General features: G+C 73.0%; 30 protein-coding genes and 1 pseudogene. 13 read left to right on the forward strand and 18 right to left on the reverse strand.

The features are described 5' to 3' along the window. Positions 1-143: 143 nt before the first annotated feature. Positions 144-1,247, forward strand: coding sequence for a histidinol-phosphate transaminase (gene hisC / locus ACIPSC_RS04630; protein ID WP_400822923.1), 1,104 nt, complete (start codon positions 144-146; stop codon positions 1,245-1,247). A 127-nt stretch (positions 1,248-1,374) separates the two neighbouring features. Here hisC and ACIPSC_RS04635 read toward each other — a convergent pair whose 3' ends face one another. Further along, the gene (locus ACIPSC_RS04635) at positions 1,375-2,808 is read right to left on the reverse strand and encodes an MFS transporter (protein WP_400822925.1); all 1,434 of its coding nucleotides are present in this window, start codon (positions 2,806-2,808) and stop codon (positions 1,375-1,377) included. A 181-nt stretch (positions 2,809-2,989) separates the two neighbouring features. Between ACIPSC_RS04635 and ACIPSC_RS04640 the strand changes: the two genes are divergently transcribed. Then, positions 2,990-3,994: a helix-turn-helix domain-containing protein gene (locus ACIPSC_RS04640; RefSeq protein WP_400822926.1), complete on the forward strand. Its 1,005-nt coding sequence runs from the start codon at positions 2,990-2,992 to the stop codon at positions 3,992-3,994. Here ACIPSC_RS04640 and ACIPSC_RS04645 read toward each other — a convergent pair. The 6 genes from ACIPSC_RS04645 to ACIPSC_RS04670 form a co-directional block, all read right to left on the reverse strand. Next, positions 3,984-5,285, reverse strand: coding sequence for a sensor histidine kinase (locus ACIPSC_RS04645; protein ID WP_400822927.1), 1,302 nt, complete (start codon positions 5,283-5,285; stop codon positions 3,984-3,986). The two genes, ACIPSC_RS04640 and ACIPSC_RS04645, sit on opposite strands and share 11 nt — an antisense overlap. 131 nt (positions 5,286-5,416) lie before the next feature. Beyond that, positions 5,417-6,127, reverse strand: coding sequence for a response regulator (locus ACIPSC_RS04650; RefSeq protein WP_400823346.1), 711 nt, complete (start codon positions 6,125-6,127; stop codon positions 5,417-5,419). A 119-nt stretch (positions 6,128-6,246) separates the two neighbouring features. Beyond that, positions 6,247-7,173 (reverse strand): hypothetical protein, encoded by a 927-nt coding sequence (locus ACIPSC_RS04655; protein WP_400822928.1) that lies wholly within the window; start codon positions 7,171-7,173, stop codon positions 6,247-6,249. A gap of 232 nt (positions 7,174-7,405) precedes the next feature. Continuing rightward, positions 7,406-8,341, reverse strand: coding sequence for a class F sortase (locus ACIPSC_RS04660; protein WP_400822929.1), 936 nt, complete (start codon positions 8,339-8,341; stop codon positions 7,406-7,408). After that, the gene (locus ACIPSC_RS04665) at positions 8,328-8,867 is read right to left on the reverse strand and encodes a hypothetical protein (protein WP_400822932.1); all 540 of its coding nucleotides are present in this window, start codon (positions 8,865-8,867) and stop codon (positions 8,328-8,330) included. The genes ACIPSC_RS04660 and ACIPSC_RS04665 overlap by 14 nt, the downstream gene beginning before the upstream one ends. 159 nt (positions 8,868-9,026) lie before the next feature. Then, on the reverse strand, positions 9,027-9,725 hold the full coding sequence (locus ACIPSC_RS04670) for a TetR/AcrR family transcriptional regulator (RefSeq protein ID WP_400822933.1): 699 nt from the start codon (positions 9,723-9,725) through the stop codon (positions 9,027-9,029). A gap of 156 nt (positions 9,726-9,881) precedes the next feature. On the opposite strand from ACIPSC_RS04670, the gene ACIPSC_RS04675 reads away from it, so the two are divergent. After that, on the forward strand, positions 9,882-10,400 hold the full coding sequence (locus ACIPSC_RS04675; RefSeq protein WP_400822934.1) for a hypothetical protein: 519 nt from the start codon (positions 9,882-9,884) through the stop codon (positions 10,398-10,400). A gap of 77 nt (positions 10,401-10,477) precedes the next feature. Here the strand turns inward: ACIPSC_RS04675 and ACIPSC_RS04680 are convergent, their stop codons facing one another. The 3 genes from ACIPSC_RS04680 to ACIPSC_RS04690 are packed head-to-tail and all read right to left on the reverse strand — an operon-like array spanning position 10,478 to position 11,386. Beyond that, positions 10,478-10,747, reverse strand: a complete 270-nt coding sequence (locus ACIPSC_RS04680; protein WP_400822936.1) for a hypothetical protein — start codon at positions 10,745-10,747, stop codon at positions 10,478-10,480. Next, a complete protein-coding gene (locus ACIPSC_RS04685; RefSeq protein ID WP_400822937.1) occupies positions 10,744-10,986 on the reverse strand; it encodes a hypothetical protein in 243 nt (80 codons plus the stop codon). Before ACIPSC_RS04685 ends, ACIPSC_RS04680 begins: the two co-directional genes overlap by 4 nt. 28 nt (positions 10,987-11,014) lie before the next feature. Next, positions 11,015-11,386, reverse strand: a complete 372-nt coding sequence (locus ACIPSC_RS04690) for an ATP-binding protein (RefSeq protein WP_400822939.1) — start codon at positions 11,384-11,386, stop codon at positions 11,015-11,017. Positions 11,387-11,702: 316 nt separating this feature from the next. Between ACIPSC_RS04690 and ACIPSC_RS04695 the strand changes: the two genes are divergently transcribed. The 4 genes from ACIPSC_RS04695 to ACIPSC_RS04710 all read left to right on the forward strand — a co-directional run bounded on the left by ACIPSC_RS04695 (position 11,703) and on the right by ACIPSC_RS04710 (position 13,580). Continuing rightward, the gene (locus ACIPSC_RS04695; RefSeq protein ID WP_400822941.1) at positions 11,703-12,566 is read left to right on the forward strand and encodes a helix-turn-helix domain-containing protein; all 864 of its coding nucleotides are present in this window, start codon (positions 11,703-11,705) and stop codon (positions 12,564-12,566) included. After that, the gene (locus ACIPSC_RS04700; protein WP_400822944.1) at positions 12,559-12,759 is read left to right on the forward strand and encodes a DUF397 domain-containing protein; all 201 of its coding nucleotides are present in this window, start codon (positions 12,559-12,561) and stop codon (positions 12,757-12,759) included. The genes ACIPSC_RS04695 and ACIPSC_RS04700 overlap by 8 nt, the downstream gene beginning before the upstream one ends. A gap of 255 nt (positions 12,760-13,014) precedes the next feature. Beyond that, positions 13,015-13,302 (forward strand): hypothetical protein, encoded by a 288-nt coding sequence (locus ACIPSC_RS04705; protein ID WP_400822946.1) that lies wholly within the window; start codon positions 13,015-13,017, stop codon positions 13,300-13,302. Continuing rightward, positions 13,299-13,580 (forward strand): hypothetical protein, encoded by a 282-nt coding sequence (locus ACIPSC_RS04710; RefSeq protein ID WP_400823359.1) that lies wholly within the window; start codon positions 13,299-13,301, stop codon positions 13,578-13,580. The genes ACIPSC_RS04705 and ACIPSC_RS04710 overlap by 4 nt, the downstream gene beginning before the upstream one ends. 105 nt (positions 13,581-13,685) lie before the next feature. On the opposite strand, the pseudogene ACIPSC_RS04715 reads toward ACIPSC_RS04710, so the two are convergent. From ACIPSC_RS04715 to ACIPSC_RS04740, 6 genes and pseudogenes are all read right to left on the reverse strand, one after another. Further along, positions 13,686-13,846: pseudogene (locus ACIPSC_RS04715) on the reverse strand (NUDIX hydrolase); the annotation flags it as partial. Positions 13,847-13,909: 63 nt separating this feature from the next. Further along, the gene (locus tag ACIPSC_RS04720; RefSeq protein WP_400822947.1) at positions 13,910-14,755 is read right to left on the reverse strand and encodes a hypothetical protein; all 846 of its coding nucleotides are present in this window, start codon (positions 14,753-14,755) and stop codon (positions 13,910-13,912) included. Then, positions 14,752-15,411 carry a DUF6875 domain-containing protein gene (locus tag ACIPSC_RS04725; protein WP_400822949.1) on the reverse strand — a complete coding sequence of 220 codons (660 nt, stop codon included), beginning with the start codon at positions 15,409-15,411 and terminating at the stop codon, positions 14,752-14,754. The genes ACIPSC_RS04720 and ACIPSC_RS04725 overlap by 4 nt, the downstream gene beginning before the upstream one ends. Then, complete coding sequence (locus ACIPSC_RS04730; protein ID WP_400822950.1) at positions 15,408-15,812, reverse strand: hypothetical protein; 405 nt, start codon at positions 15,810-15,812, stop codon at positions 15,408-15,410. The genes ACIPSC_RS04725 and ACIPSC_RS04730 overlap by 4 nt, the downstream gene beginning before the upstream one ends. A 207-nt stretch (positions 15,813-16,019) precedes the next feature. After that, on the reverse strand, positions 16,020-16,868 hold the full coding sequence (locus ACIPSC_RS04735) for a helix-turn-helix domain-containing protein (protein ID WP_400822953.1): 849 nt from the start codon (positions 16,866-16,868) through the stop codon (positions 16,020-16,022). Positions 16,869-16,896: 28 nt separating this feature from the next. Then, entirely contained in the window at positions 16,897-17,421 is a 525-nt protein-coding gene (locus tag ACIPSC_RS04740; protein WP_400822954.1) for a DUF6879 family protein, read from the reverse strand. Between the two features lie 540 nt (positions 17,422-17,961). On the opposite strand from ACIPSC_RS04740, the gene ACIPSC_RS04745 reads away from it, so the two are divergent. From ACIPSC_RS04745 to ACIPSC_RS04765, 5 genes are all read left to right on the forward strand, one after another. After that, positions 17,962-19,350 carry an efflux RND transporter periplasmic adaptor subunit gene (locus ACIPSC_RS04745; RefSeq protein ID WP_400822956.1) on the forward strand — a complete coding sequence of 463 codons (1,389 nt, stop codon included), beginning with the start codon at positions 17,962-17,964 and terminating at the stop codon, positions 19,348-19,350. Continuing rightward, a complete protein-coding gene (locus ACIPSC_RS04750) occupies positions 19,350-20,186 on the forward strand; it encodes an ABC transporter ATP-binding protein (RefSeq protein ID WP_400822958.1) in 837 nt (278 codons plus the stop codon). Before ACIPSC_RS04745 ends, ACIPSC_RS04750 begins: the two co-directional genes overlap by 1 nt. After that, positions 20,183-21,394: an ABC transporter permease gene (locus ACIPSC_RS04755; protein WP_400822960.1), complete on the forward strand. Its 1,212-nt coding sequence runs from the start codon at positions 20,183-20,185 to the stop codon at positions 21,392-21,394. Before ACIPSC_RS04750 ends, ACIPSC_RS04755 begins: the two co-directional genes overlap by 4 nt. Positions 21,395-21,411: 17 nt before the next feature. Then, a complete protein-coding gene (locus ACIPSC_RS04760; RefSeq protein ID WP_400822963.1) occupies positions 21,412-22,122 on the forward strand; it encodes a hypothetical protein in 711 nt (236 codons plus the stop codon). Positions 22,123-22,320: 198 nt separating this feature from the next. Continuing rightward, positions 22,321-22,746, forward strand: coding sequence for a hypothetical protein (locus ACIPSC_RS04765; protein ID WP_400822964.1), 426 nt, complete (start codon positions 22,321-22,323; stop codon positions 22,744-22,746). A gap of 121 nt (positions 22,747-22,867) precedes the next feature. Here the strand turns inward: ACIPSC_RS04765 and ACIPSC_RS04770 are convergent, their stop codons facing one another. Continuing rightward, the gene (locus tag ACIPSC_RS04770; protein WP_400822966.1) at positions 22,868-23,515 is read right to left on the reverse strand and encodes a response regulator; all 648 of its coding nucleotides are present in this window, start codon (positions 23,513-23,515) and stop codon (positions 22,868-22,870) included. Continuing rightward, positions 23,500-24,759, reverse strand: a complete 1,260-nt coding sequence (locus ACIPSC_RS04775) for a sensor histidine kinase (RefSeq protein ID WP_400822968.1) — start codon at positions 24,757-24,759, stop codon at positions 23,500-23,502. Before ACIPSC_RS04775 ends, ACIPSC_RS04770 begins: the two co-directional genes overlap by 16 nt. A 280-nt stretch (positions 24,760-25,039) precedes the next feature. Between ACIPSC_RS04775 and ACIPSC_RS04780 the strand changes: the two genes are divergently transcribed. After that, positions 25,040-25,816, forward strand: coding sequence for a response regulator transcription factor (locus ACIPSC_RS04780; protein ID WP_400823349.1), 777 nt, complete (start codon positions 25,040-25,042; stop codon positions 25,814-25,816). Positions 25,817-25,820: the final 4 nt, after the last annotated feature.

Genomic DNA, 25,820 nt, shown 5'->3' on the forward strand with positions numbered 1-25,820 from the left:
GCGCGGGTCGGTATCGTTCAGGGCACCCGACCGGGGTGGTCCGGACGCGTCGCGGGTTCCCGGGACCGGCGGTGATCCCGCCCGGACGGGCGCGAACGCATCGGAGGCGGCTGGACGCGGCGAGGGCCGCGCGGCCCGACGGAATGAAGAGAAGGAGCAGGACCGTGAGTGGAACGGCACCGCAGGGGCCCCGGCTGAGGCCGACCCTGGACGGCATCCCCACCTACAAGCCCGGCAAGCCGGCCGGCGCCGACGCCTACAAGCTGTCCTCCAACGAGAACCCGTACGACCCGCTGCCCGGCGTGCTGGAGGCGGCGGTCAAGGCGGCCGGCTCGTTCAACCGCTACCCGGACATGGGCGTCAGCGAGCTGACCGCCGAGCTCGCCCGGCGCTTCGACGTCCCGGTCGAGCACATCGCCACCGGCACCGGCTCGGTCGGCGTGGCCCAGTCGCTCATCCTCTCCACCGCCGGCCCGGGCGACGAGGTGATCTTCGCCTGGCGCTCGTTCGAGGCGTACCCGATCATCACCCAGGTCGCCGGCGCGACCCCGGTCCCGGTCCCGCTCACCGCGGGCGGCGACCACGACCTGGACGCGATGCTGGCCGCGGTCACCGAGCGGACCCGGCTGATCTTCGTCTGCAACCCCAACAACCCCACCGGCAACGTGATCCACCGCGCCGAGCTGGAGCGCTTCCTGGACGCGGTCCCCGCCGAGGTCCTGGTCGTCGTCGACGAGGCCTACATCGAGTTCATCCGCGACCCCGAGGTCCCCAACGGCATCGACCTCTACCGCGACCGCCCGAACGTCTGCGTGCTGCGGACCTTCTCCAAGGCCTACGGCCTGGCCGGCCTGCGGGTCGGCTTCGCGGTCGCGCACGAGCCGGTGGCCAACGCGCTGCGCAAGACCGCGGTGCCGTTCGGCGTCACCCAGATCGCCCAGGACGCCGCCGTCGCCTCGCTGCGGGCCGAGGAGGCGCTGATGGTCCGGGTGGAGGCGCTGGTCGAGGAGCGCGCCCGGGTGGTCGCCGGGCTGCGCGCCCAGGGCTGGGAGATCCCGGACTCGCAGGCGAACTTCGTCTGGCTCGGGCTGGGCGAGCGCTCCCAGGAGTTCGCGGCCGCCTGCGCCGCGGCCGGCGTGATCGTCCGCCCGTTCCCGGAGGGCGTCCGGATCTCGATCGGCGAGGCCGAGGGCAACACGATCTTCCTCTCGGTGGCCGAGGCGTTCCGCAAGACGATCGACGGCTGATCCGGCCGGAAGGCAGGGCAGGGCAGGACACGGCAGGACACAGGGGCGCACCGCTCGGCGGTGCGCCCCTGTGCCGTTCTCGCCGGTGCCTGTGGCTCCCCGGGTGTCCGCCCGTGGCGAGAGCCGCTCACCCGCGCCGGAGAAAGAGTGCCGTGGCCGCCCCGGCGAGCAGCACCAGGGCGGTGTTGGCGCCGATCGCCCAGGTGACGCCGGTGAGCACGGTGCCGCCGGCCGCCGTCGCGGTGGTGACCGCGCTCATCACCGGAGTGCCCAGGGTGATGCCGACCTGCTGGGTCATCGTCGCGACGCCGGTGGCCAGGCCCTGCTCCTCGTCCGGCAGGCCCGAGGTGGCCGTCACCATGAAGCCGACGATCGCCACCATGTTGCCCACGCCGCCGACGAAGGTGGCCGTCAGCAGCAGAGCGAGCCAGGCCCGGTCCGCGCCGAGCAGGAGCAGCGCGGCGGTGGCCGCCGCCTGGACGAGGAAGCCGGCGAGCAGCGCGCCCCGGCTGCCGATCCGGCCCAGCACCCGGGGGGCCAGCAGGCCGCCCAGCACGGTGCCCGCACCCAGCACGCCGAAGGCGAGGCCGGTGGCCAGGGCGGAGAAGCCGAGCACCCGCTGGAGGTAGAGGGTCAGCAGGAAGACCAGCGAGGTCTCGGTGGCGAAGGCCAGCAGCCCGGCCGCGTTCCCCCAGACCACCGTGCGCCGGCGCATCACCCGGACCGGCACCAGCGGGGCGGCGGCGCGCCGCTCCACCAGCCAGAAGGCGACCAGCAGCAGCGCGGCCAGGGCCAGCGCCGACAGCGCCAGCGGGTCGCCCCAGCCGTGCTCGCCGGCCGCCGTCAGGCCGTAGACCAGGGCGAGCAGGCCGCCGGTGACGGTGACCGCGCCCGGCAGGTCCATCCGCGGCCGGCCCGCGGTGGCCGTCTCCCCGGCCGACGGGCCGGGGCGGCTCTCGGCGATCAGCCGGGGCGCGGTGAGCAGCACGGCCAGCGCCACCGGCACGTTGACGAAGAACGCCCAGCGCCAGCTCAGCAGGTCGGTGAGCAGGCCGCCGAGCACCGCCCCGGAGGTGAACCCGGCCGACATCAGCGCGCCGTTCAGACCGAGCGCCCGCTCGCGCAGCGGCCCCTCCGGGAACGCCGTGGTGAGCAGCGCCAGCCCCGCCGGGGTGACGGCGGCGGTGGCCAGGCCCTGCGCGACCCGGGCCGCCAGCAGGACGCCGGGCGTGGTGGCCAGGCCGCCGGCCAGCGAGGCGACGGCGAGCACGGCCAGCCCGGCCAGGAAGACCCGGCGCCGCCCGACCAGGTCGGCCACCCGGCCGAACAGCAGGGTGAAGCCGGCCGCGCAGAGCGCGAACGCGGTGGCGATCCACTGCAGGCCGCCGAGCGGGAAGCCGAGCCCCTGGCCGATCACCGGCAGGGCGACGTTCAGGATCGAGAAGTCCACGGCCAGCATGAACTGGGCGGCCAGCAGGACGACCAGGACGAGCCGCTGCCGGCCGGTCGTCCTGGTGGCGGCCGGGCGGGCGGGTGGTGCCTCGGACAGGGTGGCGGTCATCGGTCCGCTGCCTTTCGACGGGGGAGTCCGGGTGGTCCGGGTCTCCGGGAGGTTCGGGTCTCCGGATGCATCCGGGTACGGCAGCAGCCTGTGCGGCGACGGAGCGTCCACCCAGCCCCCCGCGGAGGGTGGCACTGGCAGGGGCAGGCTGGGCGCCGCCCGCCGGTGTTGACTGGGGGTCATGAACGCACCCGAGACAGCGAGCGGAGTGGGCGGAGCGATCGGCGTGACCGGCGCGACCGGCCGGGGCGGCCCGACCGGAGCGGGCGGCGCGGGCGACCTGGGCGACCTGGGCGCGTTCCTGCGCACCCGCCGGGCCCGGCTGCAGCCCGAGGACGTCGGGCTGGTCGCGTACGGCACCCGTCGCCGCGTGCCCGGGCTGCGGCGCGAGGAGCTGGCGCAGCTGGCGGGCGTCAGCATCACCTACTACACCCGGCTGGAGCAGGGGCAGAGCCGGAACGTCTCCGACGAGGTGCTGGACGCCGTCGCCCGGGCGCTGCGGCTGGACGCCGACGAGCACGCCCACCTGCGCAACCTGGCCCGCCCGGCCCGCGCCGCGAAGGGGCGGGCGGCCGCCGAGCGGCCGGAGCGCGTGCGGCCGGCGGTGCGGCAGCTCATCGGTGCCATGGCGGACGTCCCGGCGGTGGTGGTCGGGCGGCGCAACGAGGTGCTGGCCTGGAACCCGCTCGGCCACGCCCTGCTGGCCGGACACCTCGACCCGGCCGCGCCGGACCGCCCGGCCGACCGCCCCAACCTCTCCCGGCTGCTCTTCCTCGACCCGCGGACCCGGGCGCTGTACCCGCGGTGGGAGACCGAGGCCCGGGCCCAGGTGGCGTTCCTCCGCCTGGCCGCCGGGCGGCACCCGAACGACCGGCAACTGGCGGAACTGATCGGTGAGTTGTCGATGAAGAGCGCGGAGTTCGCGGCGCTCTGGTCGGGCCACCCGGTGCACGACTGCCTGTTCGGCACCAAGGAGCTCCGGCACCCGGTGGTGGGCGGGCTGGTGCTGTCGTTCGAGGCGCTGCCGCTGCCGGAGGCGGCCGGCCACCGGATGCTGCTCTTCAGCGCGGAGCCGGGCTCGTCCGCGGAGGCCGGGCTGCGGCTGCTGGCCGCCAGTGCGGCCGGGGCTGCCGACCGGAGGGCGGTGGACGGCTGGGCGCCGGTCGGGGGTGCGGTCAGCGAGTGACCGTGCAGGCGGGCGGCCCGGCGGAGCCGGCGTCGTCTGCGTGATGGTCGTCCGGGCCGTCGTCAGGGCCGGGGACCGCGGTGGTCGGCAGCTCCAGGGTCGCCACCGCGCCGCCGTCCGGATGGTTGGCGAAGGTCAGGACCGCGCCGATCACCCGCGCGTGGCCCTGGGCGATCGTCAGGCCGAGCCCGTGGCCGCGCCCGCGCTCGCGCACGCTCGTCCGGAACCGCTGCGGCCCGTGCCGCAGCAGGTCGTCCGGGAATCCGGGCCCGTGGTCGCGGACGGTGATCCGCAGGCCGTCCACCTCCAGCCGGACCGGGCCGCCGCCGTGCCGGTCGGCGTTGACCAGCAGGTTCCCCAGGATGCGGTCCAGCCGGCGCAGGTCGGTGCGCACCGAGGCGTCGGCCGCGGACGGCCGGACGTCGACCTCCACCGCCAGCCCGGTCAGCCCGACGGTGCGGCGCACCGCGCGCTCCAGCGGCACGGCGGACAGGTACGGCGTCTCCGCGTCGGCGTCGAGCCGGGACACCTCCAGCAGGTCCTCGACCAGCGAGCGCAGCGCCTGCACCCGGTTCTGCACGAGCTGGGTGGGCCGGCCCGGCGGCAGCAGCTCGGCCGCGGTGACCAGCCCGGTCAGCGGTGTGCGCAGCTCGTGGGCGACGTCGGCGGTGAACTGCTGCTCGTCCGCCAGCCGGCGGTGCAGCGCCCGGGACATCTGGTCGACGGCCGCCGCGAGGTCGGCGACCTCGTCCCGTCCGTCGACCAGCTCGCCGATCCGGGCGTCCGTCCGCCCGGCGGCGATCCCCCGGGCGGCGGTCGCCGCCGTCCGCAGCCGCCGGCTGATCCGGTCCGCGACCAGCACGCCGACCAGCACCGTCGTGAAGACGGAGGCGACGACGGTGATCAGGATGATCCGGTCCAGGTCGGCGATGGCCGTCCGGTCCTGCGTGAAGTCGACCCGGACGGAGAGCACCCGGCCCTGGACGGCGCCGGCCGCCCACATCGCCTCGCCCTCGGGCCCGCCCGCCAGCAGCGACCCCTGCCGGCCGCCCGCCGCGAGCGCGCGCAGCCGCGGCGGCAGCGCCGGGTCGTCCAGGGCGGCGGTTCGGCCGGTGACCTCCTCGCCGCGCCCGTAGGCGGCCACCGCGGAGTCGAGTGCGGTGAGCGCCGACTCGCGGGCCTGGTCGACGTGCTGGCGGATCATCGCCTGGTGGACGAGCAGGCCGACCGCCACCGCGACCAGGACGGAGATGGCGGCGACGGCGGTGGCGATCTGGCGGCGCAGGGTCATCCGGCGCAGCGTGAGACGGCGCAGCGGTGCGCTCCGCGGCTCCGTGCCGCCGGGCGTCCCCGAGGTCCCCGAGGTCCCCGAGGCCCCCGAGGCCCCCGGCGCGGTGGTCTCCGGTGTCGTGGTCCCCGGTGTCATGCCGGGCGCCGCAGCTTGTAGCCGAAGCCGCGGACGGTTTCGATCCGGCCGCTGCCGATCTTGGCGCGCAGCCGCTGCACGTGGACGTCGACCACCCGGGTGTCGGCGCCCCAGTCGTAGTCCCAGACCCGCTCCAGCAGGGCGGAGCGCTCCAGCACGATGCCGGGCGCGGCGGTGAACTCCAGCAGGAGCCGCAGCTCGGTCGGGGTCAGCGGGACGAGCCGGCCGTGCACCCGGACCTCCATGCTCTCGGTGTCCACCTCCATGCCGTCGAAGCTGCGGAGGCTGCGCGGGGCCGGTTCGGCGGGGGCCGGCCCGGCCTGCTCGGCGGGTGCGGGTGCGGGTGCGGGTGCGGGGGCGGAGGTGGGTACGGGTGCCGGGGCCTCGGCGGCCGGGACCACGCGGACCCGGCGCAGCACCGTCCGGATCCGGGCCACCAGCACCGCACTCTCGAAGGGCTTCACCACGTAGTCGTCCGCCCCCGCCTCCAGGCCGGAGACCACGTCGATCGGATCGGTGCGCGCCGACATCATCAGGATCGGCAGCTGGCTCTCCTCGCGGATCCGCCGGCAGAGGCCGACCCCGTCGAGGAGCGGCAGCATCACGTCCAGCAGTATCAGGTCGGGGCGGACGGCGTGGAAGGCCTCCAGCCCCTCCAGGCCGTCGGCGGCGGTGGAGACCGGGAACCCGTAGCGCTCCAGGGCCATCCGGGTCGCCTCCCGGATCACCTCGTCGTCCTCCACGATCAGGATGTGCGGGTGCGCGGACGCAGCGGCCGGCACGGGCGCAGACGCAGTCGCGGACTCGGGGACGGGCGCTGCGGGGTTCATGGCTTGGCCTCCGGGGGAGCCGCGGTCGGGCGGGCGGGCTGGGAAGCGGCGGGGCGCGGGGCGACCAGCCCCGCACCGCTCCCCGGCTGGGGGGTCGCGGCCCAGCCGGGGACCGGGCTGGGCTGGGGCCGGCCCGTGGTGGGCGGCTCCGACGGCCGGCTGACCTTCGGCCCGGGCGTGGTGGCGGGCGTGGCCTCCGGGTCCGCGGTGTTCCCCTGCCCCGGGCCGGTGATCGGGCCGATGCCCTCGACCCGCTGCTCCAGCAGGCTCAGCCGAGTGCCGTCCCAGTGGTAGTGGCTGCTGGTCCGGGTGGTCACGGTGGTCGGCTCGTGCAGCCAGAGGTCCGCCCCGACGGTCTCCGCGCCGAACCCCTTCAGCACCTGCACCCGCAGGACGGGCAGCAGGCGGTCGCCGGAAGCGGTGTAGACGTGCAGGACGACTGGTCCGACGGTGCCGACGGCGGCGATCAGTTCGGGCCGGCCGTCGCCGGTGAGGTCGCGGAACTCCGGGGCGCGGACCTCGCAGCCGGGGCACCCGTCGAGCGCGCGGCGTTCGTCCTGGCTCACCGCGGGGTCCTTCGCCAGGACGGCGCGGACGTCCACGGCGGTGAGGTCCGGCCCCGGGGCGGTCACGTCCGGGACGGGCTGCGGAGGGGGCTCGGAGGAGCGGCCGGGCGCGGGCGAGGTCGGCGGCGGTGCGACGGCGAGGCCGGACCAGAGCGGCTGGGGCACCGGCGGGGGTGTCACCCGCTGGGCCGGGCCGTGGTCGCGCAGCTCGCCGGGCGCGCCGCAGGCGGTGAGCAGGACGGCGGCCAGCGCGGCGAGAAGGGTGGCGAGGGCGGCGACGGCGGGCGCGGTGGCCGGCCGGACCGCCCGGGGCGGCGCGGCGCCGGCCCGGCGGCGGGGCGGGGGTGATGCTGCCACGGCTGGTGCTCGTCCTCCCGGTCTGCGGCGTCTGCGGCGGCGTGTCCGCCCTGCGTGCGTCCAGTCTCTGTGCTGCCGGCGTGCGGCGGTGCACCGGTTCCTCCCCGGTGGACAGGTCGCCCGGGCGGTGGCCGGCGGTTCCGTCGGTCGGGCCGTCGGGCCGCCCGCGGTCGGGCCGCCCACCCGCCCGGCGGACCGCGTGGGTGGGTGGCCCGGCCGCGCCGACCGGTCCTCAGCCCGTCGGGGCGGCCAGGTCCGCCTGGACGATGATGTTGTCCGTCCAGTGGCCGTCCGCGCCGATCCGGCCCCCGCAGGTGATCAGCCGCAGTTCGGGCGCGGCCGTGTCGCCGTACACCGCCTCGGTCGGGAACCGGTCCTTGGCGGCCTGGAGCAGCGCGCGGACCCGGAAGTCCACCGTGCTGCCGTCCGCCCGCCGGACCTGGATCCGGTCGCCCGGCCGGAGCTTCGGCAGGCCGCGGAAGACCGCCGGGCCGTTCGCGGTGTCGTAGTGCCCGATCAGCACGGCCGGCCCGGTCTCCCCCGGCGTCGGGCCCTTGCGGTACCAGCCGACCTCCTGGGCCCGGTCGGCCGCCGGAACCTCGACCGTGCCGTCGGCGTTCAGGCCGAGGCCGGTGACCGGCGCGTCCACCCCGGCGGCGGGGATGAGCAGGCGGGTCGGTGGCGAGGCCGCGAGCGGTCGCGGCGCGCCGGCCGGGGCCGTGCTGCCCCCGGTCACGGCTTTCGTCGACGGGGCGGAAGCCGTGGGCGTGGTGCTGCCGGGCCGGTGCGCGGAGGTCTCGATGCGGACCACCGGGGTCTGCCGGCCGGACAGCGCCACGGAGGCGCCGAGCACCAGGCAGAGCAGGCCGGCCGCGCCGAAGGCGGTCCGGCGCAGCGCGGTCCGGTGCAGGCCGGTCGGTCCGGTGCGGTCGGTCCGGGCCCGGCGGTGGCTCCGGCCGCGCGTGCCGCGGCGCTCGGCGGTCGGGTCGGCCTGGTGCCGGGCGGGGGCCGCCTCGGCGGGGTGGTGGGTGGTGGCGTCCCCGGTCCCCGGGTGCCCGAGCGGGGCCGGGGCCCCGCCGCCCCGGCCGCCCCCGCTGCGTACGGGCCCGTACGCAGCAGGGGCGACGGGGTTACGCGAGGGGCCGGGGCCGGTGTCAGCCGCGCGCACCGGAGCGGCGGCGCAGGAGGGCGAAGCCCAGGACGCCGGCGCCGACGGCCGCGACGGCGCCGCCGCCGGCCAGCTTGAGGCCGGAGGAGTCGGTCGAGCCGGAGCCGTCGCCGGCCTGGGCGGCGCCCTTGGGCACCTCCCGGACCTGCGGGGCAGCGCCGGAGCCGGAGCCGGCCGCCGGGGCGGGGGACGGGGTGGCCTCGGCGGCCCACGCGGTGGGGGCGGAGGCCGGGCGGGAGACCTTCGGCTGGGGGACGGCGCTCGCAGCCGCGCCCGAGCCGGCCTCGGCGGCCCACGCGGTGGGGGCGGCGGTCGCCGGGCGGGAGACCTTCGGCTGCGGGACGGCGCCCGGAGCAGCGCCCGAGCCGGCTCCCGAGCCGGCGTCGGGGGCGGCCGGTGCGGGCTTCGGGGCGCCGTCGGCCCAGGCCTGCCCACCGGAGAGGGAGGTCAGCAGTGCGGCCCCGGTCAGGGCGCAGACGGCCAGCACACGGCGGGCGGGCGAGCTGTGGGTACGGCTCCTGGTCATGCGGTGTCACTCCTTCGTCGGGACGCGGGCCCCGGCCGGGTCGGCCGGTGCGTCGTCAGCGACGGTAGGAGTGCCGTGTCGCGGTCCCCGGCCGGTCGTGTCACGGCCACCCATCGGCTGCGTAACGACCGCCGGGGGCCGGTCCGTCGTCCCCTCGCGTCAGGCCGTGCCGGGGCGGCCGGAGGCGGCTGCCAGTTCGGTCTCCAGCCCGGTGAGCAGGGCGCGGAGGCCGAGTTCGAGGGTCTGGTGGGGCGCCGCGGCGTAGTCGGTGGCGGCGGGCTCCTCCAGCCGGGCACGGAGGCGGGGGAACGCGACGGCGACCTCGGAGGCCTTGGCCATCGTGTCCCGGAACGCCTCGTCCGGGTCCTTGCCCTCGCGGTCGAGCCGGCGGTTCAGCGAGACCATCGCCGCGTCGCCGAGCGCGTTGCCGAGCACGTAGGTGAAGACGGCGGCCGCGACGGCGTCCGCGGCGGCGGGTGCAAAGCCGGCCCGCTCGTAGAGGGCGAGGGTGTGGTCGTCGAAGCGGGCCTTGCCGGGGCCGTAGAAGAGGTGGGAGCCGAAGGCCTGCACCAGCCAGGGGTGCCGCCCGAACATGGCGTGCAGCTCGACGGCGAGCGCGACGGCCGCGCTGCGCCAGTCGGCCGGCTCCCCGTTCGGCAGCTCGATCTCGTGCCAGACGTGGTCCCCGGCGAGGACGACGAGGTCGTCCTTGTTCTTGACGTGCCAGTACACCGCGGTGGCGGCGCTGCCCAGGCGCTTGCCGAGGCTGCGCATGTTGAGCCCTTCCAGGCCTTCCTCGTCGAGGAGTTCGACGGCGGTCCGGACGATCTGTTCGCGGGTGAGGGTGTCGCGTGCCATGGCGCTCACGATAGGGCGGCGGGCTCGACTTGCACAAAGTTCAGGAACCTACTTGCACAGTGTTCAAGTCCGGGGCTAACTTGTACTTGCACTTAGTTCAAGAAACCGAGCCGGGGCGCCGGGACACTGGCGCACACGTCCTAGGGGGAACCAACCGTGAACGCTTTCGTCGCCGCCCTGCAGCTGTCCGTCGCCGCCGCCTTCGTCAGCATCCCGCTCGTCCGGGCCCGCTTCGGCGCCGTCGCCACCGAGGCCGCGCACAGCGAGCTGCGCCGGCAGCAGGTGCGGACCACCGTCCTGGAGGAGAACGGGATGCGCTTCGACGCGGGCGGCCACGAGACCTGGGCCCCGGTGTCGATCGCGGCGGTGCTGGCCGCCACCGCCGGGCTCAACCTGGGCGGCGTCTCCTGGGCGGGCGTGGTCAACTGGGTCGTCCTCGGCCTCGTCCTGGCCATCAACATCGTGATCCTCTACAGCAACCTGACCGCCACCAGTTCGGTGCAGGCCGCGTTTGCCCGCAAGGGCGACCCGGAGCTGGCCCGGATCGACGTCGCCGCGCTGCTCAAGGCCGCCGAGGGTGGCTTCCCCCGCTGGGTGTGGATCCTCCAGAACGCCCGCCACGTGATCGTCTTCGGCGCTGCGGGTCTGGCCCTGGCGGCGACCGCCCTGGTCTGACGCCGGCCGGCTGCCTACTGCCTGACGCACAGCGAGGCCCTCGCCCCGGACGGGCGAGGGCCTCCGCGTGCTGCTGCTCAGGCGGATATGCCGTGGCGGTGCCGCGTCGGGTGAGGCCTGATCTCGGGGCCGTAGCGGCCGGCCTGGCGGGCGATCCAGGCGTACTCGCGGGTGCCGTCGGGGAGTCGGCGCAGTTCCCAGCGGCCGTGCGCGGTGATCGGGGGCGGGGGCCGGTCGTCGTTGACCCTGAGGGCGGTGACGACGCCGAGGGCGACGGTGGCGATCGCGAGGGCGAGGAGGGCCGCGAAGGCGGCGCCGACGAGGAAGGCGGCGGTCCCGGGTCTCATCGGCGAATCCCCAGGACGCGGTGGCCGAGGTGGGCGGCGAGGGTGTGGAGGAGGTCGTGGGCCTGCTCGTTGGTGAGGGGGAAGGCGAGGTGTTCGCCGGGGCCCGCGTGGACGTCGAGGTCGACGGCGACGCGGAGTTCGACGGCGGCGTCGGGGACGTGCTCGACGGCGAGGTAGTGGGCGGTGGTCCGCTCGGTGTGGACGGCGGTCTGGGTGACGAAGGGGATCAGCGCTCCCACAGCAGCGACTCCCTTCCGGTGTCGCGGTTCACGCGGCGGCCTGCAGCTCGAACCAGACGCACTTGCCGCCGCGCTTGCGGGTGTTGGCGCCGAACCGGTGGGTGAGCGAGCGGACGAGGTGCAGGCCCCGGCCGGAGAGCTCGTAGGGGTCGGCGGAGGTTCTGGGCTCGGGGAGGGAGGGGCTGTCGTCGGCGACGGAGACCCGGAGGGTGTGGTCGGGGAGGAGGACGAGGACGACGGTCGGCGCGGGGCTGCCGCCGTGCTTCCAGGCGTTGACGAAGAGTTCGTGCAGGGCGAGCTCGGCGTCGGCGATGAGGTCGTCCGGCCAGCGGGCGGCGGTGAGGATGTCACGCAGCTCGTCGCGGGCGGCGGACCAGTCGGGCGGGTTGAGGGCACACATGGGGAACCTCCGGAGCGAGGCGGTGTGGTGGATTCGGGTTCGACCGGCGGAATCGTCGCCGTGAGCCAGGCCAGGGCGCGGCTGGCTGATGCCACGCGTGGCTGCTCTGCGGTGCGGGGGCAGCAGGCGCCTACTGCCCGGGAATCAGGCATTACTGACGATCCGTCGGATCGTTGTGATGACGACCATAGCGCACAGTGATGGTAAATTTCCCATGGAATCGAGATGTTCCCTCTTCCGTGGAAGCCCCGCCCGGGATGGACCGACCTTCAGCTGGCGCGGCAGACTGGAGCAACCCAGGTCTCGGAAGGAACCCATGGCGCGCACGAACCCAACAATCCGTCAGCGCAGGCTGGGCGCCGAGCTGCGAAGGATGCGTGAGCAGGCCGGTTTCGGTGGAAGTCAGCTTGGCCGCGCCGTCGGGATGAACCCAGCCCAGGTGACACAGATGGAGTCGGGGAAGATCGGCATCAGCGTCGAGCGCCTTCGCGCGATCGCAACCACATGCATGTGCGTCAATGAGCCGCTGATCAGTGCCCTCGCCGACATCATCACCGAACGGGGAAAGCCCGGGTGGTGGGAGGAGTACCGCGAAGCCCTTGCAACGGACTTCCTCGATGTAGCCGAGCTGGAGGGCCATGCGAGGCGGCTCGCCACCTACACGACGACCTTCATCCCAGGGCTGCTGCAGACTGGAGCGTACGCCTCGTCGTTGTTCGCTCAGGCATATCCGCCACTGCTCCGTCATGAGGTCGATCTCAGAACTGCCTTTCGAATGCAGCGGCAGCGAGTGGTTCGATCGGGAGTGACGCCATACTCTGCCTTCATCCACGAAGCGGCGTTGCGCATGCAGTTCAGCGGGCCGAAGATCCACGCAGAGCAACTCGATGCACTGGTCCTGGACTCGACGCAGCCGACCATTTCAGTTCGAGTGGTCCCCTTCGGCGCCGAGTCCGTGCCAAGCCCCAGTGAGAACTTCACCTATGCGCAAGGACCCATCACCGAGCTGGATGCAGCTCAGATGGACACTGGCCATGGGGGTCAGCTCTTCGATACTCCGGCGCATCTCGCGCGGTTCCGAGCCCTTCTCGCCCAGATGGATGCCACGGCGCTCTCCGAAGAGAAGTCGCGAGACCTCATCCAGTCGATCAAGGAAGAAACGGAAACAAACCATGGCTAGGTCCGTATGGCAGAAATCCAGCTACTCTGCCGCAAGCGACAATTGTGTCGAGGTGCGTGACGCCGACGGGCTGATCGAACTCCGTGAGTCCGATGACGGCGACGTCATCGTCCGCACCACCGCGCTCACGTTCTCCAAGTTCGTCCAGGACGTCAAGGCCGGCGACTTCGACCACTTCATCGCCGACGCATAGCCACTCGCACCGGCGGCCCCTTGCGTCTCGCAAGGGGCCGCCGGTCGTAGCTCCACCGTTGTCTCACATCCGTGTCGAAGTGCCTTTACATTACTGAGCGTTCACCGCTCCGGCTACGCTTCGGAATCGTCTTGGGGGGCTTGCTTCCCCAGTCCCCGGGCGGTTGACTGGAAGTGGACGAACCATCCACTGTCGGCCCGATGCCTTTCGACGACCCCTTCCCGCAGGCCGACGGTTGATGCTGGAGGTCATGTCATGGCTTGGCAATTCCCGCCGCCCGGCGCCGCCCGGTGGTTCATCGCGCAGGGGCAGGCCGCAGAGTTCTGGTACACCTTCGGCGGCACGTACCAAGGGCCCCAGTACGTCGAGGCGAAGCTCGACAGCAGCAGCGGCGCTGCGGATCCGCGCGATCTCATCGTCCAGTGGCACGGAATCCAGAACCGCGCCGTGTTCGGTGGTGCGACGGACGACTACATCGTGGGGATCTCGAACCCTTCGACCACCGACATCTGGTTCCACCTGGACGGAGGTGGCGTGACATGACGCGCGAGAGCGGTGGACCGGCCAGACTGCTCGTTCTCGCGGACGAGCAGGGGAACATCATCGCGGCAGCCGCCGTGCCCGAGCCCGGGGCGGCGAGTCCGGACGCCCCTTCCAGCGGCGGCATCCGCGTGTCGGAGGGCAGGGTGGTGCACGAGGTCGCGCTGCCGGAGGGGCCATTGCAGGACGAGGCCGTCGAATCCCTCGGACGCTTCTACGTGTCCCTCGACGACGGCCGGCCGCAGCTGGTCCGGCGGTCCCCGGGTAATGCGCGGGCCTGACCCCGTGCCCGTGAGTCGCCGCGCATTCCCCCAACGGTGATCGCCAATCCGGAGTGGGAAGTCGGCCCGTCCGACTTCCCACTCCGAGGCACAGGCCGATGGATCAGCCGCGGACGCGGGTGCCTCGCAGGCCTCGATCTCACCGGCCGGGAACTGCCACGAGAGCCGTCCTTCGCCGTCCGGCGCCGAACCATCAACACGCGCCCCTCATGCACCACGATCGCGGCGGCAATTCCCGGGTGATCCTCGGAAGTCTGCTGCATCACGTCTGCTCCTTCACACAGCTCCGCGTGTGGGTAGCTGCTGTGTCTAGCGGTTGCCTTCGGATCTCAGGTTGTCCCGCGCGGAGGGGTGATGGACTCCAATCGGAGGGCGAGGTCTGTGGCGGTCGGGCGCATCTCGGGTGGCGAGAGCAGTACCGAGCGGAGCACATGCTGGACTGCCGGCCAGACTTCGTGCGGATCCAACGGAATCCTGCCGGTCCCGACAGCCGTGCGTAGGACGCCCGGAGCGGACTCTTGCGGGTCGAGTCCGGCCTTGGCGTAGTCGAGCGGCCACCGACCCGTAATGCAGGTCCACAGTGTCCCGGCGAGGGCATAGACGTCGGTAGCCTCGGTCGGCCTCACCGGTCGCACACCAGCCTCGATCGAGGCTGCCAGCTCAGGGGCGACCAGATGCGTGATCCCGCCCATGAATGCCGAGTGCTGGTCGAAGCCGGGATGCCAGGCCCACGACAGATCGATCAGTTTGACGCCGTGATCGGTATGTACTGCGTGGGAGGGCTGGAGGTCCCCGTGGACCCATCCGGCAGCGTGGAGTTCGGCAACCGCGTGGCAGAGTTCGACGGCTCCGGCGAGGACCTGCTCGTTGCAGATGGAGCCGTTCCTCGTGGGAGCGAACAGCTCCCACGTGGAAGGCCCCTGGAGCCAAGGCGTGATGTACCAGACGCCTTCAGCGAATCGGCCGGAGGCGACCGTATAGCCGGGAAGCTGGTCGAGCACGGCTGCCTCACGGGCGGTGATCTCCTCGCCCACGCCGTACCCGGCCTTGATGGCATATACGCCGTGTCTGGCGACGGCCTTCCACACGGCAGACCCCCGTCGGTCGGTGACAGGGATGATGTCGCTGAAGGGTCCGGTGATCCTCTCCGCCTGGACCCGGAAGCTGTCGATCAACGGTTCTCCTGGAGGGAAGCGGCCCATGTCTTGATGGTGGCCCAGTGTGTGGCTGCTGCGGTGGCGCTGGTTTGCTCACCGATGAGGGGGAGCAGAACGTCACGGCCGTCGTCGCGACTGGTAGCGATGGTGTCGGCCAGAACAGGCGTGCTGTCGAGGAACCGGGGATCCCGAGGACGCACGGCCGGTCGTAGCGAAAGGAAGGTGACGGGCGGGACGGGGAGTGGATCGCCCTTCCAGCTGGTGTCTTCTTCCCCTTTCCAGAACTTGCCGACCATCAGTCCCGCTGGGGCATAGAGGTGCTTCAGCACCCAATGGGGCCAGTCGATCTCTTGACGACCGGCACCGAGGAAGACGGCGTTCTCACATGCAAGGTGTCCCCGAGAGCGAGGTGCCAAGACTCGGACGAACTCGGCGGCGTGAACGGCGGCGGCGAAGACGGCTCCCTCGACATCCACCGGATCGGCGTCGGGGTCCACGCCGTAGACGGTCCAGCCGGTGAGCCCGCTTCGCAGGGACGGACCCAGGTAGGGGCAGAAGGACGTCGTCACGTCCACATAGACGGCGCAGCCCTCAGGGGGCTCGGTGCTGCGAGGCCTGGTGATGCGCAGAGCCCCGGCCGTCGGCCGGGGCTCCATCCGCGCGTCGGAGGTCACCGGGTGGTGGACGTAGTCTTCACCGGAGCGGGGACCGCCTCGGGGCTGCACTTCCACGACGCCCAGACCTCACCCGATTCGCGATAGCGGGCCAGAGCCTCCGTGTTCACCATGCCCTCGGCGTCAGTGAACCAGATCTCCGGCAGTTGCCCGTACACCTCCTGGTAGGCGGCGACCCACGAGACGAATCCCTCGCCGCTTCCCTCGACATGGAGGAGCCCGCGGCCGGCGTGCGTCGCAGTGAACTCCGCATGGGCCTCAGCGTCGGCGGCGAGGAGGTGCCACGCTGCGTCGATGGCTCCGGAGAACATCTCGGGGGCAGTGTTCCCGGCGGCCAAGCGGCGGCCGGTGATGGTGAAGAACTTACCCAGCTCGACCAACTCGTTCGTGATGGTGCTCACGACGGGTCTCCTTCCGGTTGTGGCGGGTGGTGTGGCACAGCTCCCGGGGGGTTGAGGACCTTGCGGGCTGGCCGCTGAGGCCATGGGAAGCGGCATCCGCCCGGGCCCCGACCCGGGAACGCCTGACGCATCGCTACGGAGCAGGCATTACGAAGCTACGGAGCAACACTCGACGCTTTCAACGAAGTTGCGGAAAGTTGCGGGGGTTCACCCCAACGCGTCGATCGCCGCCCCAAGGACAGCGCGAGCTTCCTGGCCGTACACGGCGAAGCCCTTCAGCTCGGCGAAGGTCTGGAGATACTCACGGACCTCGGACGGAGCGGTGATCCTGACGCGGGCAGTCACCAGCTCGACTTCGACCAGTTGGTCATCGACGACGTGGAATGTCTCGACCGGCCACAGTGAGCGCTGGGCCGTGAAGGGGATGATGCCGAGGCTTACACGAGGCAACGACATGACCGAAAGCAGGTGCCGGAGTTGGGCGGCCATCACGGATGTCTCGGCGATGCGGAAACGGAGAACGGATTCCTCGACCAGGCACACGATGCGGTGACTGCCCTCGCGCATCGGTCGCGTGCTCTGCATTCGCTGTGCGACGGCCTGTTCCAGGTCGTCGGCTGAACTGGCCTCGTCAGCAAAGCGGGAGAGGATGGTGGCGGCGTAACCTCGGGTCTGGAACATCCCGGGGACGACGTCGGAGGAGTAGAAGCGCAGAAGCCGCGATTCCATGTAGGACCGGGTGTAGGACGCCTGGAGCTGCCGGAGTCCGGCACGCTGGAGGCGCTTCCACTCCATGTACATCGACGCGGCCGATCGCGAAGCGGCGATCAGTTCGGGGATCTGCGCCTCGGCGCCGCAAGCGGTGCACCAGGCCCGGATATCGGAGTCGGACGGGGCGGCTTCGGCCTTCTGCAGACGGGTGGTCTTGGCCGGATGCCAGCCGCAGCGAGCAGACAGCTCACGTCCTGTGAGTCCCGCGTCCTTTCGCATGTGCTGAAGTCGGTCGGCAAGGGCCTGCCGGGCAGCCTGTGCGGCGGAGAGCGGTGACGTCGACATGAGCTGTCTGCCGGACGGTCCTCAGGCCTCAGACGGCGAACCGGTCGTGCGGGACGGCACGTTCCCACACCGTTTCGAAGGCGGTGGACACCATTTTCACCGCGGCCGGATCCTCGGTGTACTCGTGGCCGGCCCAGTCGCCGTCACCGGTGAACCAGTGGAACAGGACCAGGCAGTCGTCAATCAGCCAGAGATCATTGCCTGGCAGCGCAATGTCGGAGGCGAGTCGGCGGGGCAGCCAGCGCACCTGTTCGCCGGCCGCGATATTCACCTGGGTCAGCGCGTGCTCCCACCTGATGTAGTCGGTCACTGGTTCGGACACGATCCGTGCGCGGCGGATGACCACACCCCGCCCCACCGTCTCCCGTACGAGCGGCACCCAGCCGGCCCAGCCGTCCGATTCCGGGTCGAGATCGACCTTGCCGGAACGCCTGAACTCCTCGAACTCCTCGGCCTCGTCGGCGACGCCGTAGGCGTCACGCATCTCCAGGTGCACAGCCGTCCGCTGTGCTCCCCTCAACAGGGCGGAGAAGTCCGGCACGTTCTGCGTCATCGCACGCCTTCCTCAAGATCGGGATCATCCGCACGGGGATGCGGACAACGGCTTCGTGGTTGGGAATGCCCCGATCATGTCCGGGTACCCACTCGGTCCCGCAGATTTGGGCTTCGAGCATGGCGTCCGCCTTCCACCCCTGGATGACGATCTCGCGTGTCTCATTCTCGATCCACACCGTCGGCGAGCCTCCCGACTTGGTCTCCGGGTCCATCCCGGCGAAGTCCAGCCCCATGGTGATCTCCTGAGTCCAGCCCGTTGCGGGTCGTTGCGGGTCCATACCGTGTCGCAGAGCCGGCGTAGCAGCAAGGGCGCATGGGAGCACTCCCGCACGTGTGGGCGCGGCAGGTGCGCCGGGCCTTCCGGATGGCTGGGGGTGGCTGGGAGGGGGCTGGGATTTCTGCCAACGGGGGGCCACCCCGGGGCCAAGGGGGGTGCTCGGGCGGGGTGGCTTGCGGCGTAATGACCGGATTCGGATGATCAGCTTTCTCCCAGCCGGGGCTCAGGAGTCCGCAAGAGGGCCCGGCGAAGCTGTGCGGCATGAAGGTGCTCCCGCGACGGCGTGGTGCCGTCCTCCTGAACTCCGCGCTCGGCGTGGCCCTGGTGGGCGCCGCTGCTCTGGCGTACACGACGCTGGACGGCGGTGCCGAGAAGGCCTCCACGAAGGCACAGGTCCGGACGGCGACGGTGGCCAAGGGCATGGTCCTGGCCACCGTGTCCGGAACCGGCACCCTGGCCTCGCCCACCGACGCGGCCCAGGACTTCACCACCGGCGGGAAGCTGACCGCGATCAAGGTGGCGGTGGGCGACACCGTCACCAAGGGCCAGGTGTTGGCGACGGTCGACACCACGACGGCCCAGCAGCAGGTGGACGCGGCGAAGGCGGCCCTCACCACGGCCAACGCCAATCTCGACAAGGCGGAGGCCGGGGTCACCACCACGACCACCCAGCAGATCCCGGGCACCGCCCAGCCGTCCGGCAGCGCGGGCGGCAACGGCGCCGGCGGCGCCGGAGGTGGGGAGCGCGGAGCGGGCGTGAGCAGTACGCCCGCTCCGCAGACCACCACGATCACCACCACCAAGGTGGACGACGCCGCCGTGGCCCAGGCCCAGCAGCAGGTCGCCACCGCGCAGACCAACCTCTCCAACGCCCAGGCCGCCCTCGCCGGCACCACGCTCACCGCCTCGGTGGACGGCACCGTGGCGTCGCTCACCGGCAAGGTCGGTGACACGGTGGGCGCGACCACCGGCAGCGGTTCGGCCACGGGGAAGTCCTCGGGCAGCAGCGCGGTCTCCGCCGCGCCGAGCGGCTTCATCGTGCTCACCAACCCGACCGGGATGCAGGTCACCGCCAACTTCTCCGAGCTGGACTCGCTCAAGCTGAAGAAGGGCGAGGCGGCCACCGTCACCCTGAACGCGCAGTCCGACACCAAGCTCAACGCCACCGTCCTGTCGGTCAGCCCGCTGCCGGTCGGCGGCGGCACCGGCGGCGCGGCCGCCGTCCAGTACGCGGCGACGCTGCAGATCACCGGGGACACCAGCAAGCTCCGCACCGGCCTCAGCGCGACCGTCTCGGTGGTCACCGGCGAGGCGGACGACGCCCTCTCGCTGCCCACCGCGGCGCTGGCCGGCACCGGCGCGAGCCGGACGGCGACCCTCGTCCACCCGGACGGCGCCACCGAGCGGGTCACCGTCGGCGTGGGCGTGGAGGGCGATTCCACCGTGCAGGTGGTCTCCGGCCTCAAGGAGGGCGACAAGGTCGAGCTCGCCACCACCAGCGGGAGCAACGGCTTCCCGAACGGCTCCTTCCCCGGCCTGAACGGCGGCCAGGGCGGCCAGGGCGGCCGCACCGGCGGCGGCGCGGGCGTGGCCGGTGTCGGCGGCGCGGGCGGCGGTGGCGGCGCGGGCCGGGCCGGCGGGAACCGCTGATGGCGCGCCAGACCGCCCCGGCGCGCCAGACCGCCCCCACCCCGCCCCCGGTGATCCAGGTCCGCCGCGTCATCAAGTCCTACGGTCACGGCGACGCCACCGTGCACGCCCTACGAGGCCCGGCCGACCCGGCCACCGGGGAGCCGCTCGGCGTCAGCCTGGACATCGCCCAGGGCGACTTCGTCGCGGTGATGGGCAGCTCGGGCTCCGGCAAGTCCACCCTGATGAACATCCTCGGCTGCCTGGACGTCCCCACCACCGGCCGCTACCTGCTGGACGGCATCGACGTCGGGCACCTGGACGAGCAGCAGCTCTCGCTGGTCCGCAACCGCAAGATCGGCTTCATCTTCCAGTCCTTCAACCTGATCCCCCGCACCACCGCGCTCGCCCAGGTCGAGCTGCCGCTCGCCTACGCGGGCGTCCGGGCCGCCGAGCGGCGCCGCCGCGCGGTGGCCGCGCTCTCCCTGGTCGGCCTCGCCGAACGCGCCGGGCACCGGCCGAACGAGCTCTCCGGCGGCCAGCAGCAGCGGGTGGCCGTCGCCCGGGCGCTGGTCACCGCCCCCGCGATGCTGCTGGCCGACGAGCCCACCGGCAACCTGGACAGCCGCTCCACCGAGGAGGTGCTGGCGATCATCGACGGCCTCAACGCCACCGGCCGCACGGTCGTCCTGATCACCCACGAGGACGAGGTCGCCCGGCACGCCAAGCGGGTCGTCCGGCTGGTCGACGGCGCGATCGTCGACGACGTCCGGCAGGCGCCGGTGGACGGGCCGCCGCCCGCCCTGGCCGCGGCGGCCGGAGCCCCGGCGGTCGGGGCCCGGGAGGTGACGGCGTGATCCTCTGGCAGATGCTCCGCTTCGCCGTCGGCGGCCTGGCCGCCAACAAGGTGCGCTCCGCCCTCACCATGCTCGGTGTGCTGATCGGCGTGGCCTCGGTGATCGTGCTGCTCGCCGTCGGCAACGGCTCCTCGGTCGCGGTCAAGGAGCAGATCACCTCGCTCGGCACCAACTCGCTGACGGTCAGCGCCGGTTCGTCCTTCGGTGGCGCGCGTACCGCCTCCACCGCGAAGAAGCTCACCGTCGCCGACGCCAAGGCGCTGGCGAGCGACCCGGACACGAGCGCGATCAGGTCCGTGGCACCGGTGGTCACCACCAGCGGCACCGCCCTGTACGGGGACATCTCCTACAGCCCCGGCTCGATCGTCGGCACCTACCCGGCGTACTTCGAGACCGCGAACCAGCGGATCGGCCACGGCGAGTACTTCTCCAACGACGACGTGCTCGGCTCCCGCAAGGTCGCCGTGCTCGGCGCCACCACCGCCAAGCAGCTGTTCGCCGCCGCCGACCCGGTGGGCAGGCAGATCACCGTCGGCGGCACCCCGCTCACCGTGGTCGGCGTGCTGCAGGCCAAGGGCGGCACCGGTTTCACCGACCCGGACGACGTGGTGATCGCACCGCTGCCGACCGTGCAGAACGCCTTCACCGGCTTCGGCTCGGTCAACCAGATCCTGGTGCAGGCCACCTCCGCCGAGACCACCACGGCCGCGCAGGCCGAGATCACCCGGGTGCTGCTCGGCACCCACGCGATCGCCGACCCGAGCAAGGCGGACTTCCGGATCAGCAACCAGGCCTCGCTGCTCACCGCCCGCGAGTCCACCACGAAGACCTTCACCGTGCTGCTCGGCGCGGTGGCCGCGATCTCGCTGCTGGTCGGCGGGATCGGCATCACCAACATCATGCTGGTCACCGTCACCGAGCGGACCAGGGAGATCGGCATCCGCAAGGCGCTCGGCGCCCCGCGCGCGGTGATCCTCGGGCAGTTCCTCACCGAGTCCACCCTGCTGTCGGTGCTCGGGGCGGGGCTCGGGGTGCTGGCCGGGATCGCCGGCTCGCACTTCAGTATCGTCGGCATCAAGCCGGTGGTGATCCCCGAGTCGGTGCTCGGCGCGTTCGGCATCGCCGTCGCGATCGGGCTGTTCTTCGGCAGCTACCCCGCCAACCGGGCCGCGTCGCTGCGCCCGATCGACGCCCTCCGGCACGAGTGATCAAGGACCCGCAGACGATGAGCAACGAGATCGAGCCGCGAAACGAGAGCGAGCCGCGCACCCCGGCCGAGCAGGTCGTCCTGCTCTCCACCGCGCCGGACGCCCGGGACGTCACGGCCGAGCTGGCGGCGCCCCCGCGCCGCCGACTGCCCTGGCTCACCCTGGTGCTGGCCGGAGCGGTCATCGCCACCGGGGCGTTCGCGGGCGGCGTCTGGTACCAGCAGGAGCACGGCTCGGGCGGCGGCAGCGGCAAGGCGACGGCCGCCGGCGGGCAGCAGCAGACCCGGGCGGGCGGCGGCGCCGGCGCCGGGGGCTCCGGCCAGAACGGCACCCGCCGCAACGGCCAGGGCGGTCAGGGCAACGGCCAGGGCGGCCAGGGCGGCCAGGGCAACGGCCAGGGCAGCGGCGGCCAAGGCGGCAACGGCCAAGGCGGCTTCACCCGCGGCACCGTCAAGGCCGTCGACGGCACCACCGTCTACCTCACCGACGCCAACGGCAAGACCGTCAAGATCACCACCGGCGACGCGACGAAGGTCCAGCTCAACAAGGAGGGCAAGGTCGCCGACCTGCAGCCCGGCCAGAGCGTGACCGTCGTCGGCACCCCCGACGCCAACGGTGGATTCGCGGCCAACCAGCTCGTCGAGGGCGGCACCGGGTTCGGCGGCGCGGGCGGCTTCGGCGGCTTCGGTGGAGGGGGTGGCGGCACCCGGAACCCGTCCAACGGCTGACCCCGCAGCCGTTCGGACGCCGCGCGAGGCCCTCGCCCCAGGTGGGCGGGGGTCTTCGCGTCTCTTCCTCCGGCCGTCGCCCGCCCGCCGCCGTACCGAGGAGTGGGTCCAGCCCCACCCCGCCGTACGGCCAGACCCGTGTCCGGCCGCCCGGGCGCTCCGTAGCGTCGAGGTCACAACGACTCGGAGGGGAAGAACATGGCAGCGACCACGGCGGCGGACCTCGGCGACTCCCGCGCCCAGGAGGCCTTCGGCACGGTGAGGAAGTGCATCACGCTCTTCGGCGCCGTCGGCGCGGTCGTCCTCGGGACGGTCGCCGTGATGGCCCTCACCGGCCACCGGACGACCTCGTTCATGTGGGCCCGGGCGGTGATCCTGCTCGCGGTCGCCCCGCTGGTCCACCGGATGGCCGTCCGCGCCGCTCAGGGGTCGGACAAGGCCTTCGACCGCCTGCGCACGCTCTCCACGATCATGCCGGTGGCCGTCATCGGCGTCGACCTGGTCCCCGGCCTCTGCCCGCCGTGGTACGCGGTGCTCCAGGGCCTGTCCGCCCTGGCCCTGGTCGGCGTCGCCGTGATCAGCCGCGGGCCCGCCCTGAGCTCCGCCTTCTCCGGGAAGGGGTGACGCGCGAGGGGCGCGTCCCGCAACCCGCACGGCGGTGGAAGCCGCCACCGGTGAACGGCCCTGCGCAGGCTCGGCGGAGCCTGCGCAGGGCTTCGCGCGTGCCCCGTACGCGATCCGGGCCTCAGGGCTGGTTGAGGTAGGCGAGGACGGCGCGGACCCGGCGGTTGGTGTCGTCGTCGCCGGCGATGCCGAGCTTGCCGAAGATCGAGGTCGTGTACTTGCTGATGGCGCTCTCGCTGAGGAACAGGCGCCGTCCGACGGCCTGGTTGGACAGCCCCTCGGCCATCAGACCCAGGACCGAGTACTCGCGCTCGGTGAGCTGCGCGAGGCCGCGCTCCGGCGGGCTGGTGGTGAGCAGCCTGGCGATGACGGCCGGGTCCATGGCGGTCCCGCCCGCCGCGACGCGCTCCAGCGAGCCGATGAAGTGGTCGGCGTCGAAGACGCTCTCCTTGAGCAGGTAGCCGACGCCGCCGGAGCCGTCGGCCAGCAACTCCCGGGCGTACAGCTGCTCGACGTGCTGGGAGAGGATCAGGATCGGGAGTCCGGGCAGCTCGGCGCGGGCTGCCAGGGCGGCCCGCAGGCCCTCGTCGGACTGCGTCGGCGGCATCCGGACGTCGACGACGGACACGTCCGGGCGCCAGGTGCGCAGCGCTTCGAGGGTCTCGGGCCCGGTGGCGGCGGTGGCCACCACCTGGTGCCCGCAGGCCTCGATCAGGCGGACCATCCCGTCACGCAGCAGGTAGAGGTCTTCGGCTACAAGGATTCGCATGGCACCGTCATCCTGGCACGGGTCGGGCCGCCCCGGGGGCTGGTGATCTCCAGGGTTCCGCGGAACGCGTCGAGGCGGCGGCGCAGCCCCGCGATGCCGCCGCCGGGCCGCTCCGTGAGTCCGCCCCGGCCGTCGTCCTCCACCTCGACGACGACCCCGAGCTCGTCCTGAGTGAGCGTCACGCGCGCCCGGGTCGCCCCGGCGTGCCGAACCGCGTTGGTCAGCAGCTCGGCGACGCCGAAGTAGACGGCGGACTCGATCGGTGCGTCCACCCGCAGCGGGGCCTCGGCACCGACCGTCACCGCGAGCGGCATGTCGAGGGCGAGGGCGCGCACGGCGTCCACCAGGCCGCGTTCGGTCAGGACCGGCGGGCTGATCCCGTGGATCAGCTCGCGCAGTTCGGCGAGCGAGGCGGTGGCGCCGGCCTGGGCGTCCCGCATCAGCGCCCGGGCCTGCTCGGGGTCGCGGTCCAGCAGCAGCTGCGCGGTGGTCAGGGAGAGCCCGAGCGCGACCAGGCGGGCCTGCGCCCCGTCGTGCAGGTCCCGCTCGATGCGGCGGATCTCGGCGGCCTGGGCGATCGTGGCGTCCGCCCGCTGGGCGGTGAGCTCCTCCACCCGCTCGGCCAGTGCCATCGCCGTGGAGGGGCGCAGGAAGCGGACGGCGACCGGCCGGACGGCCTGCCAGGCGTACGGGGCGCAGCCGACGGCCACGGCCAGGCCGACCGCCCCGACCAGGCGCGCGCCGGTGTCCGCCCGGCCCAGCCCGAGGACGGCGGTGGCCAGCCCCGCCGGCGGCAGGGCGGCGACGGGGCCCGCGGTGAACGCGGCGACGCCGACGAACCGCAGGTCGCGCCAGTTGGCCGGGTCGTGCCACCGGACGCGCCACCGCTGGTCCATCAGGGCGTCGCGCCGGGTGCGTTCGTAGTTGAAGCCGTTCCACCAGTACCCGGTGGACATCTGCCGCACCGGCGGCGCCTCGCGGTAGCCGGGCGGGACGACGGTGGCGCACCACCGGGCGACCAGGAACCGCACGGCCCGGCACACCGGGCGGCACAGCACGAGGGTGCCGGTGCCCACCAGCGCCAGCGGCAGCAGCCACGACCAGGGGTTGGCCGCCCCCCAGTGGACGCCAAGCGTCACGGCGCCCGCCCACACGGCCGGGACCAGCAGGGTGACGGCCGCGACGGCGCACCCCCGTAGGAACCCCGTGCCCGCGCCCGCCACCCAGGAGACCAGCCGTCCCATGACTTCCCCCACCTTCGGTACTCTCCCCACCTTCGGTCCGGTGCTCCCACTGTGCACCGGGCGGAGCCCGGAGCGGCCCCGGTCCGGCGAGGAGTGTGGCCGGACCCACCCACCGGGGCCCGTGCGCACACCACCGAACCCGCCTCGGTGGGCTCGTTCGCGCAAAACCGCCCGATAAGGTGTTAATCCAACATTCATCGATGGCGCATAGCCTCTGCGGGCTAGCCTCAAGCTGAATGCCATCGTCCGACCGGGAGGCGGAAGCCCCGTGCAAGGCACTGTGTCCACACCAGGCAGCTCCGCGGTGGCCGGCGGCCCGGGGGAGGCGTTCCTCCTCGTCGTCGACGACGAACCCAACATCCGCGAGCTGCTCTCCGCCTCGCTGCGGTTCTCCGGCTTCCGGGTCGCCTCCGCCGCCAGCGGCGCCGAGGCGCTCGAACTCATCGCCGCCGACCGCCCCGACCTGGTCGTCCTCGACGTGATGCTGCCCGACCTCGACGGGTTCACCGTGGTCGAGCGGCTGCGCGAGCAGACCAGCCGCGGCCAGATCGCCGGCCCCGCGCACGGCCACTCCGGCGACCACCTGCCGGTGCTCTTCCTCACCGCCAAGGACGGCGTCGGCGACAAGGTCCAGGGCCTCGCCGCCGGCGCGGACGACTACGTCACCAAGCCGTTCAGCCTGGAGGAGCTGATCGCCCGGATCCGCGCCATCCTGCGCCGGGCCGGCGGCCCCGCCGAGGACGGCCGGCTGGTCGTCGGCGACCTCACCCTCGACCCGATCGCCCACGAGGTCACCCGCGGCGGCACCCCGGTCTCGCTCTCCCCCACCGAGTTCAAGCTGCTGCACTACCTGATGGCCAACGTCGGCCGGGTGGTCTCCAAGGCGCAGATCCTCGACCACGTCTGGGCGTACGACTTCGGCGGCGACCTCTCCATCGTCGAGTCCTACATCTCCTACCTGCGCCGCAAGCTCGACTCCGGCCCGGCCCACGGCCCCAAGCTGATCCACACCGTGCGCGGGATCGGCTACGCGCTGCGCCGCCCGCCGCAGAACTGACGGG

Origin of the sequence: Kitasatospora sp. NPDC090091 (genome assembly GCF_044747365.1) — a bacterium.
Classification (GTDB): domain Bacteria; phylum Actinomycetota; class Actinomycetes; order Streptomycetales; family Streptomycetaceae; genus Kitasatospora.